Annotated in this window: 17 protein-coding genes; 3 read left to right on the forward strand and 14 right to left on the reverse strand. The window is 65.9% G+C overall.

Annotated features, from left to right (window positions below; genetic code table 11):
• Positions 1-173: 173 nt before the first annotated feature.
• Positions 174-1,364, reverse strand: coding sequence for a tyrosine--tRNA ligase (gene tyrS, locus CCR82_RS11920; RefSeq protein ID WP_201245988.1), 1,191 nt, complete (start codon positions 1,362-1,364; stop codon positions 174-176).
• Between the two features lie 188 nt (positions 1,365-1,552).
• Between tyrS and CCR82_RS11925 the strand changes: the two genes are divergently transcribed.
• Positions 1,553-1,789, forward strand: coding sequence for a hypothetical protein (locus CCR82_RS11925; RefSeq protein WP_201245989.1), 237 nt, complete (start codon positions 1,553-1,555; stop codon positions 1,787-1,789).
• A gap of 21 nt (positions 1,790-1,810) precedes the next feature.
• Here CCR82_RS11925 and erpA read toward each other — a convergent pair whose 3' ends face one another.
• From erpA to CCR82_RS11950, 5 genes are all read right to left on the reverse strand, one after another.
• Positions 1,811-2,164 carry an iron-sulfur cluster insertion protein ErpA gene (gene erpA, locus CCR82_RS11930; RefSeq protein ID WP_201245990.1) on the reverse strand — a complete coding sequence of 118 codons (354 nt, stop codon included), beginning with the start codon at positions 2,162-2,164 and terminating at the stop codon, positions 1,811-1,813.
• 59 nt (positions 2,165-2,223) lie between these two features.
• Positions 2,224-2,955 (reverse strand): DUF6776 family protein, encoded by a 732-nt coding sequence (locus tag CCR82_RS11935; RefSeq protein WP_201245991.1) that lies wholly within the window; start codon positions 2,953-2,955, stop codon positions 2,224-2,226.
• Positions 2,956-3,021: 66 nt separating this feature from the next.
• Positions 3,022-4,053 carry an N-acetyl-gamma-glutamyl-phosphate reductase gene (gene argC / locus CCR82_RS11940; RefSeq protein WP_201246066.1) on the reverse strand — a complete coding sequence of 344 codons (1,032 nt, stop codon included), beginning with the start codon at positions 4,051-4,053 and terminating at the stop codon, positions 3,022-3,024.
• Between the two features lie 33 nt (positions 4,054-4,086).
• Positions 4,087-4,449: a HesB/IscA family protein gene (locus tag CCR82_RS11945; RefSeq protein ID WP_201245992.1), complete on the reverse strand. Its 363-nt coding sequence runs from the start codon at positions 4,447-4,449 to the stop codon at positions 4,087-4,089.
• A gap of 95 nt (positions 4,450-4,544) precedes the next feature.
• A complete protein-coding gene (locus CCR82_RS11950; protein ID WP_201245993.1) occupies positions 4,545-4,709 on the reverse strand; it encodes a rubredoxin in 165 nt (54 codons plus the stop codon).
• Between the two features lie 165 nt (positions 4,710-4,874).
• Between CCR82_RS11950 and hemL the strand changes: the two genes are divergently transcribed.
• Positions 4,875-6,161 (forward strand): glutamate-1-semialdehyde 2,1-aminomutase, encoded by a 1,287-nt coding sequence (gene hemL, locus CCR82_RS11955; RefSeq protein ID WP_201245994.1) that lies wholly within the window; start codon positions 4,875-4,877, stop codon positions 6,159-6,161.
• A gap of 106 nt (positions 6,162-6,267) precedes the next feature.
• Entirely contained in the window at positions 6,268-8,268 is a 2,001-nt protein-coding gene (locus CCR82_RS11960; RefSeq protein WP_201245995.1) for a bifunctional DedA family/phosphatase PAP2 family protein, read from the forward strand.
• 58 nt (positions 8,269-8,326) lie between these two features.
• Here the strand turns inward: CCR82_RS11960 and CCR82_RS11965 are convergent, their stop codons facing one another.
• The 8 genes from CCR82_RS11965 to CCR82_RS12000 all read right to left on the reverse strand — a co-directional run bounded on the left by CCR82_RS11965 (position 8,327) and on the right by CCR82_RS12000 (position 16,762).
• The gene (locus CCR82_RS11965; protein WP_201245996.1) at positions 8,327-8,959 is read right to left on the reverse strand and encodes a flavin prenyltransferase UbiX; all 633 of its coding nucleotides are present in this window, start codon (positions 8,957-8,959) and stop codon (positions 8,327-8,329) included.
• Between the two features lie 48 nt (positions 8,960-9,007).
• Positions 9,008-10,453 carry a UDP-N-acetylmuramate:L-alanyl-gamma-D-glutamyl-meso-diaminopimelate ligase gene (gene mpl, locus CCR82_RS11970; protein ID WP_201245997.1) on the reverse strand — a complete coding sequence of 482 codons (1,446 nt, stop codon included), beginning with the start codon at positions 10,451-10,453 and terminating at the stop codon, positions 9,008-9,010.
• Between the two features lie 23 nt (positions 10,454-10,476).
• The gene (locus CCR82_RS11975; RefSeq protein WP_201245998.1) at positions 10,477-10,995 is read right to left on the reverse strand and encodes a hypothetical protein; all 519 of its coding nucleotides are present in this window, start codon (positions 10,993-10,995) and stop codon (positions 10,477-10,479) included.
• Between the two features lie 120 nt (positions 10,996-11,115).
• On the reverse strand, positions 11,116-12,717 hold the full coding sequence (gene lnt / locus CCR82_RS11980; protein WP_201245999.1) for an apolipoprotein N-acyltransferase: 1,602 nt from the start codon (positions 12,715-12,717) through the stop codon (positions 11,116-11,118).
• Positions 12,710-13,492: a hydroxyacylglutathione hydrolase gene (gene gloB / locus CCR82_RS11985; RefSeq protein ID WP_201246000.1), complete on the reverse strand. Its 783-nt coding sequence runs from the start codon at positions 13,490-13,492 to the stop codon at positions 12,710-12,712. The genes lnt and gloB overlap by 8 nt, the downstream gene beginning before the upstream one ends.
• A gap of 6 nt (positions 13,493-13,498) precedes the next feature.
• The gene (gene dxs, locus CCR82_RS11990; RefSeq protein WP_201246001.1) at positions 13,499-15,430 is read right to left on the reverse strand and encodes a 1-deoxy-D-xylulose-5-phosphate synthase; all 1,932 of its coding nucleotides are present in this window, start codon (positions 15,428-15,430) and stop codon (positions 13,499-13,501) included.
• Between the two features lie 141 nt (positions 15,431-15,571).
• Positions 15,572-16,414, reverse strand: a complete 843-nt coding sequence (locus tag CCR82_RS11995) for a glutaminyl-peptide cyclotransferase (protein WP_338073157.1) — start codon at positions 16,412-16,414, stop codon at positions 15,572-15,574.
• Positions 16,415-16,762 (reverse strand): chaperone modulator CbpM, encoded by a 348-nt coding sequence (locus CCR82_RS12000; protein WP_201246002.1) that lies wholly within the window; start codon positions 16,760-16,762, stop codon positions 16,415-16,417. It abuts the gene before it with no gap.
• Positions 16,763-16,765: the final 3 nt, after the last annotated feature.

A 16,765-nucleotide genomic window follows, 5' to 3' on the forward strand; every position in this document is an offset into this window, starting at 1 on the left:
CAAGCTGACTTGACGTATTGTTAAAGAACTTGAACCCTCAGAAGCGCTTCACCACCTCCGTGGCTCGAAGCATTTCCTCGCTGGGCAGACCGACAAGTATACGCACTTTCAAAAGAGTGTCAAACTTTTTTTGGCCCGGATGTTTGCGGCGAGTGCCACCAGACCAAAACCAGCTAACTCAAGGTCACCCGTGCAAACCGACGTTTGCCGACCTGGAGCAGATGCGTGTGACCACCGAGGAACCGTTGCTTGGCATCCGCCAGCCGTTCCCCGTCGACTCGCACGGCCCCTTGGCCGATGAGTCGGATCGCTTCCGAAGTACTGGAGACAAGGTTAGCGTCTTTGAGCAGTCTTGGCAATGGCAGACCCTCGCCCCCAGCCGCCAACGCCAGCTCGACGACATCATCCGGCACCTGCCCGCGCTGGAACCGGTTCAGGAAGGCCTCCCGAGCAGCCTCCGCCTGCGAAGAACCATGGAAACGCGTGACCAGACTCATCCCCAGCTCGATCTTGATGTCGCGCGGGTTGGCGCCTGCATCGACAGAAGCGCGCAACGCCGCAAGCGCCTCGGGCGTGCGCGTGGTCAGCAGCTCAAAATAACGCCACATGAGCTGATCCGAGATCGACATCAGCTTGCCGAACATCTCGGCCGGCGGATCATCGATGGCGATGAAGTTACCGAGCGACTTCGACATCTTCTGCACACCATCGAGCCCCTCGAGGATCGGCAGCGTCATCACGACCTGCGGTTCCTGCCCCGCCTGCTCCTGTAGCTGACGACCGACCAGCAGGTTGAACTTCTGATCGGTACCGCCAAGCTCGACATCGGCCTCGAGCGCCACCGAGTCGTAGCCCTGGATCAGCGGATAGAGGAACTCGTGCACCGCGATCGGCTGATGCTCACGATAGCGCTTCGAGAAATCGTCGCGCTCCAGCATGCGCGCAACCGTGTGCTGCGCCGCCAGCCGAATCAGCCCTTCGGCGCCGAGCTGGCTGATCCATGTCGAATTGAACACGACCTCGGTCAGCTCGGGCTCCAGCACTTTGAAGACTTGTGCCTGATAGGTTTCGGCGTTGGCCGCGACCTCCTCGCGCGAGAGCGGCTTGCGGGTCACGTTCTTGCCGGTGGGATCACCGATCATGCCGGTGAAATCGCCGATCAGGAACAGCACCCGATGCCCGAGATCCTGGAACTGGCGCAACTTGTTGAGCAACACCACATGGCCGAGATGGAGATCGGGCGCCGTCGGATCGAAGCCGGCCTTGACGCGAAGTGGACGCCCAAGCGCGAGCTTCTTGCGCAGCGCCTCACCAGTGAGCACCTCATCGGTGCCGTGCACGAGTTGATCGAAGGAATCCGACATGCGCCTCTCAGCCAAGGTTAGACATGCTCAGCCCGAACGCACTCAGGCCAAAGCAAGAGAACCCACAAGGGTGCCATGGTCAGAAAGGGATTACCAGAGCGCGGGCGCGCCGCACTTTCGTCGCGTCGCAGGCTTCTCTAAACTGGACCGGATCCAAGCGACCGTCTTGAACCTACGGGAACCGACTCATGCGAGACTACAAAAGCAGCGGAGGCTTCAGCCTGCGGAAGCGCCGGCGCTTCCCACGCGGACTGATCTTACTCACCGTGCTGCTGCTGATTGCAGCAGCCCTCGGCTATGTATTCACCGAATACCTCGCCAACCCAGCCACCACCCCATCGGCGCGGCCGTCGTCGGGGCGGACCGTCATCCCGCTCCCGATCCCGGGTCAACAGGCGGAGCCCACCGCCAACGACGCCGACTGAGAGGCAAGCGCGTCCTCGCGTTCAGACCCCAAACGATGATCCACAACCGCAGGTCGTGGTCGCATTCGGATTGCGGATCACGAACTGCGCCCCCTGCAACCCTTCGGTGTAGTCGATCTCGGCACCGCTGAGGTACTGCAGGCTCATCGGATCGACCAACAACGTCACCCCATCGGTCTCGATCTCGGTATCGCCATCCTGGACCGACTCATCGAAGGTAAAGCCATACTGGAACCCCGAGCAGCCACCGCCTTGGATGTAGACCCGCAGCATCAGCCCTGGCGTCTCTTCCTGCTCGATCAACGTGGCGACCTTCGCGGCCGCCTGTGAGGTGAACACCAGTGGCGCATCAAGAGCAACGGCTTCTGTCATCATCGCATACCTCAGTAAAAGAGTGTGCCTTCAGGGGCAGAGGATGGGGGTCTCGGACCCGATCATTCAACCTCGAGCCGCTCGACAAGCCCGCGCGCATCGAACACCGGGGGCGGCAACCAGAAGGCATCGGACGCATCAGGCCAAAAGAAGGCCTCCGACGAGCGGACAAGGGACGCCCCTTCGGGCTCGATCTCGACGATCAAGCGCTCGGGTTGCGCCTCCTGCGGCAAGACGATCTCCCCATCAATGGCCTGGAAATGCTCGAAATCGAGGTCGACTTCAGCCGGAGACGACCCCGGCAAGGCATCCAGCGACAGTGTGCGCTCTTCGCCGCCCACCGTCACCACCACACTCAGCCTCACCCGACCCCGCGTGCGCGCCTGCTGCGGCACCAACGGGCTCAAGAGCATCTCAAAGCCATAGTGACCTGGCGCAAGCCCCTGGCGTAACTGCAGCTCCTTGACCTCGACCACCCCCGCCCGACCGTCCTGAACCAGGCGCTGCAGATAGGACACCCGCTTGCTCAGCAGCAAACGCTCCTGTTGCAGCTCGGCGAGCGACTGTTGCGCCTGGCGTTTCGCCTCGCGGTCCATCTGATGGGCACGGGCCAGGCGAATGCGCTCCTCGCGGCCACGCGCCAGCGCTTCGGACAAGGACGCGATCTCGGCGCGCAACGCCTCGGTACTCGCCAAGGCTTCGCCCGCGTCATAGCGCGCAAGGCGATAGCCAAGGACGAAGGTCGCGCCGATGACCAGCAACCAGCCGAGCGTGACGGCCAAGCGAAACAGCACGTGCCGGCGACCACGCACGGGGCGATAAGGCCCGACATTACCTCGTGGATTCCAATCCACCGGCCGTCAGGGCGCCAGGGCCGACAGTGCCAATCCGGTGGCCTCCTCCCACCCAAACATGAGGTTCATGTTCTGCACCGCCTGCCCAGCGGCGCCCTTGACCAGATTGTCGATCACCGACTGCACGACCATCATGCCCCCCCCCTGGGGCTCGAGCACCGAGAGCCGACACAGATTGGTGCCACGCACCGAGCGCGTCTCGACCGCAGAGCCAGCAGGCAACACATCGACGAACGGCTCATCGCGATAACGCGCCTCGAACAGCGCCTGCACATCCACCTCGCCTCGCACCAGGGGGGCATACAGACTGGCCTCGATGCCGCGCACCATCGGCAGCAGATGCGGCACGAAGGTCAACCCGACCTCGACCCCGGTCGCTCGCTGCAGGGTCTCGCGGATCTCCGGCTGGTGACGATGTCCACCGACGCTATAAGTCTTGAAGCTCTCGCCGCACTCGGCCATCAGCAGCGCGGTCGAGGCCTTGCGCCCGGCGCCGCTGACGCCGGACTTGACGTCCGCGATCAGCTGCGAGGCCTCCACCGCGCCGGCCTCCAGCAATGGCAGCAGGCCAAGCGTGACCGCCGTTGGATAGCAGCCCGGATTGGCCACCAATCGCGCCCCGGCGATCGCCGCCCGATTGACCTCGGGCAGCCCGTAGACCGCCTCCTCGACCAGTGCCGGCGCGGCATGCTCCATCCCGTACCAATGCCGCCAGACATCCAGATCCTTGAGCCGAAAATCCGCCGCCAGATCGATCACCCGCACGCCCGCCTCGAGCAGCACCGCCGCCTCGTTCATCGCCGTCCCGTTCGGGGTGGCGAAGAAGACGAGATCACAGTCGCTCAGGCGGGCCGCCTCCAGGGTCGAAAAGGCGAGATCGATCTCGCCGCGCAGCGCCGTGTAATAGTCGGCGACACCGGTCCCGGCGACCGAGCGCGAGGTGACGGCCACCACCTCGACGTGCGGGTGGCGCACCAAGAGGCGTAGCAGTTCAGAGCCGGTGTAACCGGTTCCGCCGACGATGCCAATCTTCATCATCGCCACGTCGTCGCCCGCCATGCCGTCCTCGGCTCAACCACAGCTGCCACCGGCGGAACCGCAGGTGCCGCAACCGCCACCGGCCGAGGGAAGATTGTTGAACACGAAGGTCGCGCTGCCATCGCCCGGATCGACGAAATCGATCTCGACGCCGCGAAGATGCTCGAGCGTGGCGTCGTCGACCACGACCTTATAGTCGTCGAAGTCGCGGATGCCGTCGTTCGGGTTGACGACATCGGTAAAGGTCATCCCAAAGCTGATGCCACTGCAGCCGCCAGAGGCCGCGTAGACACGCACGCCCTGGATGGCCTCGTCAACCTCTTGAAAGAGTTCGGCCAGCTTTGCTCGTGCCGAGGGGGTCATCGACAGATCAGCCTCAGTCATGAGGTTCTGCATGATCAATGCTCCGATTCTGGATCGCTAAAACGCTGCAATGTACAGCAGCCCCGCCCCTCAGTGCCAGACGCAAACGCCATCGAACGACGCCCGGCTCAGACCTCGACCATCTCGAAATCCTCCTTGCCAGCACCGCACTCCGGGCATTTCCAGGTCAGTGGCACATCCTCCCAGGCCGTGCCGGGCGCAATGCCATCCTCGGGCCAGCCCTCGGCTTCGTCATAGATCAGCCCACAAATCACACACAGATATTGCTTCATCGTCCTCGCTTGGTCCTCGTCAGGGTGCTGGTTTCATGCTCAACCGCAAAGGAGTCAGGGTTGCGTCTCTGCTTTTCAACGCGCCCAGACCATGTCACGGTTGCCAAGCGAGCAAGGTCGCCAGACAATGGCCAGCCTTTCGAGAACCCATCCAGGAGCCAACCGATGTCCCGATCCCACGACCTCTTCAGCGCGGCCCAGCGCCATATCCCGGGCGGTGTCAACTCGCCGGTGCGCGCCTTTCGCAGCGTCGGCGGGGACCCGGTCTTCTTCGAGTCCGCCGCCGGAGCCTATGTCACCGATGTCGACGGCAAGCGCTACATCGACTATGTCGGCTCCTGGGGGCCGATGATCCTCGGCCACGCGCATCCCGAAATCCTCGCCGCCGTCATCGAGCGCGCCACCATGGGCCTGTCGTTCGGCGCCCCGACCGAACTCGAAACCCTGATGGCCGACAAGGTCTGCGAGCTGGTCCCGAGCATGGACCTGGTGCGCATGACCAGCTCCGGCACCGAGGCGACCATGAGCGCGCTGCGCCTGGCGCGCGGCTACACCGGTCGCGACAAGGTGATCAAGTTTGAGGGCAACTACCACGGCCATGTCGACTCGCTGCTGGTCAAGGCCGGCTCCGGCATGCTCACCCTCGGCGAGCCGAGTTCCCCCGGCGTGCCCGCCGCGCTGGCCGAGCTGACCCTGACCCTGACCTACAACGACATCGAGCAGGTGCGCCAGACCTTCGCCGAGATCGGCGATCAGATCGCCTGCATCATCGTCGAGCCGGTCGCCGGCAATATGAACTGCATCCCGCCCGTGCCGGGCTTTCTCGAAGGACTGCGCGAGGTCTGCGATGCGCACGGCGCGGTGCTGATCTTCGACGAGGTCATGACCGGCTTTCGCGTCGCGCGCGGTGGTGCCCAGGAGCGCTACGGCGTGACTCCGGATCTGACCGCGCTCGGCAAGATCATCGGCGGCGGCATGCCGGTCGGCGCCTTCGGCGGCAAGCGCGCGATCATGGAGCATATTTCGCCACTTGGACCGGTCTATCAAGCTGGCACCCTGTCCGGCAATCCGATCGCCATGAGCGCCGGCCTGAAGACACTGGAGCTGATCTCCGAGCCCGGTTTCCACGACCGCGTCGCCGCTCAGACCGAGCGCCTGACCAGCGGCCTGGAAGCACAAGCGCAGGCGGCTGGCATCGCGCTCAGCACCAACCGCGCCGGCGCCATGTTCGGGCTCTTCTTCACCGACGCCGGCCCGGTCACCAATTTTGCCCAGGCCACCGCCTGCAACCAGGATCAATTCGGCCAGTTCTTCCACGCCATGCTCGAGCAAGGCGTCTACCTCGCGCCCTCGGCGTTCGAGGCCGGCTTCGTCTCCGGCGCCCATGGCGATGCCGAGATCGAGGCCACGCTCGAGGCCGCCGGCAAGGCCTTCACGGCCCTCGCGCGCTGAGCCCCGGTTCGGCCGATCGCGGCGGCTGATCGATCAGGCCGAGCCAGCGCTCGCCATGCCCCCTCCATGGCGTCACTGCCGCCTGCCACGAGGCGTCTGATGCGCGATGGAGGTGCTCTTCGGCCCGTTCTTCGACTGGATCAGCGCCAACCCCGCCTGGGCCTATCTCGCGGTCTTCCTGGTCGCCTTCGCCGAATCGGTCGCCGTCGTTGGCATGATCGTGCCGGGCGTGATGCTCCTGTTCGCCGCTGGCGCACTGATCGCCACCGGCGAACTCGCCTTCTGGCCCACCGTCACCCTGGCCATCGCCGGCGCCATCAGCGGCGATAGCCTGAGCTACTGGATCGGCGCGCGCTATCGCCACCAGATTCGCGCGCACTGGCCGTTCAACCGGCATCCGAAACCCCTCGATCGAGGGGTCGCCTTCTTCGAGAAGTACGGCGCCATGAGCGTCGCCTTCGGTCGTTTCGTCGGCCCGGGTCGGGCCATCATCCCGCTGGTCGCCGGCATGATGCGGATGCCGCGCACACGCTTCGCCGCCGCCAACATCAGCTCCGCGATTGCCTGGGGGCCGGCCTATCTGGCGCCGGGCATCGTCTTCGGCGCCTCGCTCAAACTCGCCGCCGAGGCCGCCGCGCGCCTCGCCATCCTGATCCTGATCCTGAGCGCGCTGCTCTGGGCGGCGGTCTGGCTCGCCCGGCGGCTGTTCTTCCTGCTCAGCCCCCACGCCTCGCGCTGGGTGCAAGCCTGGCTGCGCTGGATCGATCTGCATCCGCTGTTCGCACGCACCGCGCAGGCGCTCGCCGACCGCCAGCATCCCGATGCCGCGACCCTGGCCGCGCTCGCCCTCGCGCTCGTCGCCGCCGCCGCCATGCTCGGCATGTCGCTCAGCGCCGATCTCTTTGGCGCCCAGGATCTGCGCATCAACCAGTTCGCGCTCGACCTCGGCCAAAGCCTGCATACCCCGCTGGCCGATCAACTCATGGCCGCACTGAGCCGCCTCGGCGAGCCGGTGGTCACCATCCCGCTGGTCATCGCCATCCTCGTCTACCTGCGCCTGAGTGCTCAGCAGCGCGCCTTGGAATACTGGCTCGCGGCGCTCGCGTTCACCCTTCTGGTCACCCCCACGCTGGGCTGGCTGGTGCGCATCCCGCGCCCCGACCTCGGGCTCGATCTGCGCTGGCCCTGGTCATTTCCCAGTGGCCAAGTCCTGAGCGCCACCGTGCTCTATGGCTTTCTCGCCATCTCGCTCTCGCGGCCGCTGGCGGCGCGCTGGCGGTGGACGCCTTACGCCCTCGCTGCCGCGCTCGTCACCGCCGTCGCGCTCGCGCGGCTCTATGTCGGCGCCGCCTGGCTCACCGATCTCATCGCCAGCATGGCCCTCGGCTTGGTCTGGATCGCGGCCTTGGGCCTGATGTTCCGTCGCCATACCGAGCCCCTCGAACAGAGCGCCGGTCTCGCCCTGGTCACCCTGATCGCCGCCAGTGCCGCCTTCACGGCCGCCACCTTGACGCAGCAACAGCTCGACATCGCGCGCCACCAAGCGATCCGGCCGCCCACCCACATCAGCGAGGCCGACTGGCGCGCGCGCCAGGATCTGCCCATCGCCAGCCACCGCGAAGACCTCTGGCATCGCAATCGACGCCCCTTCGACATCCAATACGCCGGCCCGCTCGATCGCCTCGCCCAGGCCCTCGCCGATCACGGTTGGGAGCGCGCCGAGATGCTCGCTTGGAACAACGCGATCAAGCTGCTCTCGCCCTCGCTGCCGCTTGCAGAACTGCCGGTGGTCCCGCACGTCCACGACGGGCATCACGACGATCTGACGCTGGTCAAGGATCTTGCCGATGGCCGACGCCTGGTGCTCAGGCTCTGGGGCACGCATAGCGAGATCAGCGCCAGCGTGCCCGTCTGGGCCGGCAACGTCACTGAAGTGGTCAAGCACAGGATCGTCGATCTGCTAGCGCTGCCAACCACCCTCCCCGTCGAGGCGATTGGCAAGCAAGATTGGCTCCCCGACTTCGCGCAGATGCCGACCATCGCCATGGACCTGGGCACGCCGATCCTGCTCGCGCCCAGGGATCTCGGGTTGCTTTCGGCTCAGTGAGCCGACCGCGCTGCCATTCGCTGCAGCCCTCGCAGACGGATTCTCAGGGGACGGCCTCTCAGGACTCCACGCCCCAGCGCGCCGAGAGCTGATGCGCCACACCGAGATGATCGAGCACGCGCGCGGCCATGAAGTCGATGACCTCATCGACGCTTTGCGGATTGAAATAGAAACCGGGGTTCGCGGGCATGATCACCACCCCGGCCCGCGCCAGGCGCAGCATGTTCTCGAGATGGATGGTCGTGAACGGGGTCTCGCGCACCACCAGGATCAGCTTGCGGCCTTCCTTCATGGTCACATCGGCGGCGCGATCGATCAGATCTTCGCTCAGGCCAGCGGCGATGTTGGCCAGGGTGCCGGTCGTGCAGGGCACGATGGCCATCGCATCCGGCGGATTGGTGCCACTCGCCACCGGCGCGGTCCATTGCTGGCGACCAAAGACACTGAGCTGGCCCGGCTGGGCGCCCAAATACGCCGAGAAGAAGCGCTCGGCCTCTTGCGGTCGGCTCGGCACCTCGAGCCTGGACTCCATGCGCAGCACCACCTGCGCCGCTTGCGAGATGAGCAGATAGACGCGCACCTCGGCGTCGATCAGCCCCTGCAACACGCGCAGCCCATAGCCGGTCCCCGAGGCGCCGGTCAGTGCGATGGCAATGGTCTTGGTCCAGCGGGTTGAGGTCGATTTGATCATGCAAGACTCGGGCGGTAGTACTGTCGAAAACGGTTTTCCTGAATGACGTCAGCCACCCGCTGCCATCGTGCGGAGGCGCTCGAGTATCCGTTGGTGGATACCGCCGAACCCGCCATTACTCATGACGAGCAGATGATCCCCTGGGTTCACCTCGGCGGTGGCGGCGGTCAAGACCTGATCGAGATCCGCGCAAACACGCAGACGCTCACCGAGCGGCGCCAGCGCCGTGCTGGCATCCCAGGCCAGGTCTGGCGGGCTGTAGATCACCACGCGCTCGGCCATCTCCAGCGAGGCCGCCAGCGCGGTGCCATGAATGCCCATGCGCATGGTATTCGAGCGCGGCTCCAGCACCGCGATGATGCGCGCCTCGCCGACCTGGCGCCGCAGCCCGGCCAAGGTGCTCGCGATCGCGGTCGGATGGTGCGCGAAGTCATCATAGACGCGGATGCCAGCCTCGATCCCCCGCAGCTCCATGCGCCGCTTCACGCCCTGAAAACGAGCCAACGCCGAGATCGCCTGTTCCGGTTCGATGCCGACATGCTGTGCAGCGGCGATCGCCGAGAGGGCGTTCTGCACATTATGCAGCCCAATCTGCGACCACTCGAGCAGCCCCTGCGGCTGCCCCTGGAAAAAGAGACGAAACGTCGAGCCATCGGCCGCACAAAGCTCGGCCTGCCAATCGCCGTCAGGGCACTCGCCGCCAGCCCCATCGGCGTTAGGGCGACCGGAACCGATATCGGCAGCATCCGGCAAGCCAGCGGCCGCGATCCCCGTCGACACGCAGGGTGTCCAGCACCCCATCGCCAAGACCTCGGCGAGCGCCGCATCCTGGCGCGGATGGATGATCCTGCCGGTGCTGGGCACGGTGCGCACCAAATGATGGAACTGGCGCTGGATCTGCGCGAGATCATCGAAGATGTCGGCATGATCGAACTCGAGATTGTTCAGCACCAGGGTGCGTGGACGGTAATGGACGAACTTGGAGCGCTTGTCGAAGAAGGCGGTGTCGTACTCGTCCGCTTCGATGACGAAATAGGGCCCCTCCCCAAGCCGCGCCGAGCGCCCGAAATCCAGCGGCACGCCGCCAATCAGAAACCCTGGCTTGAGGCCAGCGGCCTCCAGAATCCAGGCCAGCATGCTCGCTGTCGTGGTCTTGCCGTGGGTTCCCGCCACCGCGAGCACATGGCGACCGCGCAAGCCCTGCTCGGCCAACCACTGCGGCCCGGAGGTATAGGGCAGATCACGATCGAGCATCGCCTCGACCACCGGCAGCCCGCGTTTCATCGCGTTACCGACGATCACCCGATCCGGTGCCGGGTCGAGATGCTCGGCGGCGTAGCCTGGCATCAGCGCGATGCCGGCGGCCTCGAGCTGGGTGCTCATCGGCGGATAGACGTTGGCATCGGAGCCAGTCACCCGATGGCCAAGCGCGCGCGCGATCAGCGCGAGGCCGCCCATGAAGGTGCCGCAGATACCGAGGATATGCAGGTGCATCACAGCGTCCTTAAGAGCGATCGTTAGCCGGCGCCATCGATGAGACCGCTGACGATCACGAACGACAGCAGATCAAAACCGACCGCGATCGCCACGCCCTGCGGCAGCGGCAACTCGAAGGTGTGACGCAGGATATGCCCCGCTGCCAGGATGCTCCAGACCACCAGCAGCAGGAACAGCATGCCCGCGAGCGCAAGCAACCCGCTCTCGGCATTCACTGGCTGTGCCAGCCCAACCGGCAGCAAGGCCAGCAAGGTGATCAAGGTATCGACCCCGATCAAGGCCGTTGCGCTCTGCAAGAAACGCGCGCGTCGCTCGAGCAGACTCAGAGCCACCCACAAAGCACCCAGCATCAGGGTCAGGTCGAGCAGGCTCTGCAACAGCGCGCTGCCAAGACCGGCCTCGGCCGTCAGTGCCAACAGCAGTCCCGCGCCTAGCCCGACCACCAACACCACGGAGAACAAGACGGGCGAAGCCGGCAGCTCTTGTGGCGCACGCCGCAGCAGCGCGAGTTCGATGAAGAAGTTGATGATAACGAGCACGAGAGCACTTCCGAGACGAGGATCGAGCCGGGCATGATAGCGATGCGACCGCCCGCTGGGAAACGCCGCGTTGTCCCGACGCACCGCCGCGATGCCGTTGGGCGGCGACCTTGGCGCTCGCTAGCTCTCTCGATCCTGCCCGGTCTCGACAGGCTGCGAGCGCCAACCCCCTTGGATGCCCAGCGCGAGCGCCGCGAGCAGCATCAGACCCGCGATCGCCAAGGGCAGCCGACTGCCAAACCGAACAAACGGCGTCGCCCCCGCGCGCGCTTCCACGCTGCCGGTGAGCACCGCGCGCTCGAACAGGGGCAAGCGAGCCTGCACCCGCCCGCGCGGATCGATGATCGCCGAGATCCCGGTGTTGGTCGCGCGCACCAACCAGCGGCCAGTCTCGAGCGCGCGCAAGCGCGCGAACTGCAGATGCTGATGCGGCGCCAGCGAGTCACCGAACCAGGCGTCGTTACTGACGTTGATCAAGAAAGCGGCCTCCGGCAGCGCTTGGCGAACCTCCTCCGGGAACACATCCTCGTAGCAGATCGAGACGCCGACCGGCCACCCGCCCACCTGCAGCAGCGGGCGCTGCGCTTGGCCGCGGCTAAAGTCGGACATCGGCACCTCGAACCAGTCGATCAATTGCCGCAACTGCGCCTTGAACGGCAGGAACTCACCGAACGGCACCAGATGACGCTTGAAGTACCGATCCTCGGCGCTGCCCAGGCTGACCAGGGCGTTGTAGTAGTGCCCATCGGGCTCCATCACCGGCAGCCCGATCACCACCTCGCTGCCCGCCGCGCGTGCCACCTCGCCCAGGGGTTGGATCAGCACCTCCTCGACCCGATGGAGGAACGCCGGGACGGCGGTTTCGGGCCAGACGATCAGCGCGCTGTCGAGATGCGTCTGAGTCAGCGACTGATAGAGATCCAACGTCGGCAATAGCCCGTCGGGATCCCACTTCACCGCTTGCTCGACATTGCCTTGGATCACGCTGACCTGGATCGACGGCCCCTGTCCGGCTGCACGCGGCGTCGGCCGCGTCCAGTCCAGTTGCCAAAGCAGTCCGGCCCCCAGCCAGAGCAGCAAGAGACCAGCAAACGCGCGCGCGCGAACGCGCCCGCGCCAATGCCAGAGCCCCCACAACAGCCCACTGGAGAAGGCCACCGCCAAGCTCAGGCCATGCACCCCGAGGACGGGCGCCAAACCACCGAGCGGTCCATCGAGCTGTCCGTTACCGGCAAACAGCCAGGGGAAGCCGGTGAACAGCCAACCGCGCACCCACTCCATGAGCACCCAGAGCGCCGGCAACAGCAGCAGCGGCCCGACCCAGACCGGAGCACGCGCGCGCAACACCCGCACTTCGAGCAGCCGGAGCAACCAGGCCGTGAGCCCGTAATAGAGCGCCATGACCGCCACGAACACCAGCATCAGCAGGTTGGCGATCAGCGCCGGCATGTTGCCGAACTCGTTCAAGCTGATGCGCACCCAGGCGACGCCCACACCAAACAGCGCGATCCCGAACAACCAGCCGGTCCCGAAGGCACGCGCGCCAGTGCGCCCGCGCAGCGCCTGATAGAAACCCAGCAGCGAGAGCACCGCCAGCGGATAGAGGCCGAACGGCGCGAAGGAAAACACCATGAGCGCGCCGGACAGCAGCGCCAGCAACGCTGACAGCCACCCATCGCGCAGCGGGTGCAATCGATTGCCCGCGCGACGGTCCTCAGTCATAGCGCTCGTCTTTCCAGCGGCGCAGTGCCATGAACACCTGCGTTTGTCCCTCCAGCGGCCTACCAGCGAAACGCTCGGCGGCGGCGATCACCGCAGGTTCTGCGGTGCGCAAAAACGGATTCACCGCGAACTCCTCGGCCAGGGTCGTGGGCACCGTCGGCTGCCCTTGGGCACGGCGTTGCTCGGCGGCGGTAATCGCTGCCGCCACCGCTGGGCTGTCGGGCTCGACCCAGCGCGCGAAACCGAGATTGGCCAGGGTGTATTCATGGGCGCAGTAGCAGCGCGTCGACGCCGGCAGCTCAGCAATCCGCTGCAATGACGCCGCGAGCTGCTCGAAGGTGCCATCGAAGACCCGCCCGCAGCCAGCCGCGAACAGGGTATCGCCGCAGAACAGGCGGTCCTTGCCCCGGTAGGCGATATGCGTCGCGGTATGCCCGGGCACCGCCATCACCTCGAATTCGCACTCGAGCCCAGCCAGAGGCACCCGGTCGCCATCGGCCAGCACGCGCGTCAGCCCCGGAATACGCCGATCTTCCGGCCCAAACACCTCGGCCTGCGGCCAGCGCCGGCGCAGTTCCGCCAGACCGCCGATATGGTCAGCGTGATGATGCGTGATCAGGATCGCATCCAGCCGCCGCCCATCGCGCTGCAAGCGCGCGATCACCGGCTCGGCCGCGCCCGGATCGACGACGGCGCAAGAGGCGCCATCCGGCCGATACAGCAGCCAGATGTAGTTGTCCTCAAACGCGGGGATCGGCTCGATGATCAGACACATGCCCGCTCAACCCGCGCTCGCCCCTTTCAGGCGCGTCTGCTCCAGCCCCAGATCGCGCAGCTCGGCGCGCACCGCCTCCTCGATGCCGGCGTCATCGAGCCCACAGGCGGCGAGCTGCTGCTCATGGCTGGCCTGCTCCTGGCAGCGATCCGGCAGCCCCAGATGCAGACAGCGCACCAGCACGCCCTGCTCGGCGAGCAGCTCCGACACCGCCGAGCCGGCACCGCCGGCGACCGCGTTCTCCTCCACCGTCACCAGCAGTCGATGGCGCTCGGCCATCTCCAGGATCAGCAGATCATCGAGCGGCTTGACGAAGCGCATGTTGACCACGGTCGCGTTCAAACGCTCACCGACCGCCTCGGCCGCGGCGACGCGACTGCCGAAAGCGAGCAGTGCCACCTCCTGTCCCTCGCGCCGGATCTCGGCCTTGCCGATCGGCAGCAGCGCGCCACCGAGCTTGTCCACGGTGACCCCAGGACCACTGCCGCGCGGATAGCGCACCATTGTCGGGCCATCATGGGCATAGGCGGTCTCCAGCATCCACCAGCATTCGTGCTCATCGGCAGGCGCCATGATGACAATATGCGGCAGCGGACGCGTGTAGCTGTAGTCGAAGGCACCGGCGTGGGTCGGCCCATCGGCGCCGACCAGCCCAGCGCGGTCGACCGCGAAAGTCACGTCCAGCCCCTGCAGGCAGACATCGTGCACTAGCTGATCGTAGCCACGCTGCAGGAAGGTCGAATAGATCGCCACCACCGGCTTCATCGCCTCGCAGGCCATGCCAGCGGCCAGCGTCACCGCATGCTGCTCGGCGATGCCGACGTCGAAGTAGCGCTCCGGGAAGCGCTCGGAGAAGCGCACCATGCCCGAGCCCTCGCGCATCGCCGGGGTAATGGCAAGCAGTCGCGCATCGGCCTCGGCGCGCTCACAGAGCCAGTCACCAAAGAGCTGGGTGTAGCTCTTGCGCCCGCCCTGCTTAGGCACCGCGCCGGTCTTCAGATCAAAGGGGGTGACGCCGTGATAGGCGGTCGGCGCATGCTCGGCCGGCTCATAGCCATGGCCTTTCTGGGTGATCAGGTGCAACAAGCGCGGCCCCGGCATCCTCTTCATGTTGCGCAGGGTCGCGACCACGGCATCCATATCGTGGCCATCCACCGGGCCGATGTAGTTGAAGCCCAGCTCCTCGAACAGCGTGCTCGGCATCACCATGCCCTTTACATGCTCTTCCCAACGGCCGACCAGCTCGCGTAGCTGCGGCATCCCGCGCAAGGCGGTCTTGCTGCCTTCGCGCATCTTGGTGTAGAGCCCGCCCGAGAGCAGCCGGGCCAGATGGCTGCTGATCGCACCCACCGGCGGCGAGATCGACATCTCGTTATCGTTGAGGATGATCAACACATCGGGATCGAGCGGGCCGCCATGATTCAACGCCTCGAAGGCCATGCCGGCGCTCAGCGCACCGTCGCCGATCACCGCGATGATCTGGCGCTGCTCGCCTTTCTGCTTGGCCGCGATCGCCATGCCCAGCGCGGCGCTGATCGAGGTGCTCGAATGGCCGACGCCGAAGGTGTCGTAAGGGCTCTCGGTGCGCTTCGGAAAGCCCGACAGCCCCCCCTGCTGGCGCATCCGCGCCATGCGCTCGCGCCGCCCGGTCAGGATCTTGTGCGGATAGGCCTGATGGCCGACATCCCAGATGATCCGATCATGCGGGGTATCGAAGACATAATGCAGGCCGATGCTCAGCTCGACCACGCCGAGCCCGGCGGCGAGATGACCACCGGTGCGCGACACACTCTCGATCAAGAAACCGCGCAGCTCCGAGGCGAGCTGTTTGAGGTCACTACTCGGAAGCAACCGCAGATCGGTCGGGTCATCGATGGTCGAGAGCAGCGGAAAGGGATGCTCGGAGGCACTGGCGGAGCCGTTTGGGGTATCGGACATGCTGGGGTAACCGGATCGTCGATCAAGCGATAGGGGCGAAGCGGCTGGCGGAAAACAGCGATGAATCCCGATGAGCCTGCCCGGATTCTAGTGCATCATCGCGCGCCCCGCATTGTTACGACTCAGGCACACCCGCCCGTGTCAGTCGGCGAGCGCCTCGGTCACCTCGATGCGAAACAGCCAAGGCCAGCGTTTTCCGGTCACCAGCAGATGCCCCGTTTCGCGCTCGACGGCGATCCCGTTCAGCACTTGCTCATGCCGACGCTGCCGGTCATCCGGCCAGAGATGGCTCAGATCCACATACCCCAGCACCCGACCATCCGCCGGGTCGATACGCACCAGGTGATCGCGATACCAGACGTTCGCCCACACCTCGCCGTCGATGAATTCGAGTTCGTTCAAGTGTCGCACCGGCTGATCGCCATCCATCACCCGCACGCGCCGTTGCTCGCGGCCATCGACGGGATCAAGGAAGCGCAGCTCGGCGCTGCCATCGCTCATGATCCACTGCCGACCGTCGTGGGTCAGCCCCCAGCCCTCGCCCTGGATCGCGAAGCGAGCGCGCGGCTCCAGGGTGGCACGCGCGTAGCGCACGCCGACCCCCGCGCGCCAGGTCAGTTGGATGAGTTCATCGCGCCACTCGGTGATGCCCTCGCCAAACCAGCGCGCGGGCAGATCGACGCGCTCCAGCACGCGCCCGGTCTCGAGGTCGACGCGGCGCAGTGAGGAGTCGCCATAGCCGCCGGTGCTCTCGTACAGCACGCCATCGGCGAGCACCAAGCCCTGGGTAAAGGCATCGGGATTGTGTGGATAGCGCGCGATGACCCGGGCCGAGGCGACCGGCGCCGCAAACGCCGGCGCCGCCTCAACGCCGGCTCCCGTGACGAGCCCCGTTAGGAGTCCGATGATGAGCCAAGTACCCCCGCCAAGCGGCGCTCGCAACGCAAGCCCGATCCGCCAGCGGCCGGCACCCCGCCAACCCACTCAGTTCGTCCCGTCGGCGTCAGCAAGGTCACCGAGCTGATGCTCGAGGCAACGCACCCGATTGCGCAACCACTCGACCTCATCGAGCAGATCCAGCGCCAACGCGGTGCCGGCCAGATTCAGCTCCAGATCCCGCTGCAGGCGCAGCGCCCGGCGCGTGCGTCGCACCTCGATGCCGGTGAAGCGCCACTGCTCCGGGGCCGCGCCACGCGGTTGCAGCATCCCCTCGCTGACCATCGATCGCACCTGCTCCAGGCTCAGGCCGCAGACCTGGGTCAGCTCGGTCACCGTCACCACCGTGCGCTCATCCAGGATGACGCCTTCCAGTGCGCTGATGTTCGTCGACATGGG

The sequence above is a fragment of the Halochromatium salexigens genome (assembly GCF_016653295.1).
In the GTDB taxonomy this organism is placed as follows: domain Bacteria; phylum Pseudomonadota; class Gammaproteobacteria; order Chromatiales; family Chromatiaceae; genus Lamprobacter; species Lamprobacter salexigens.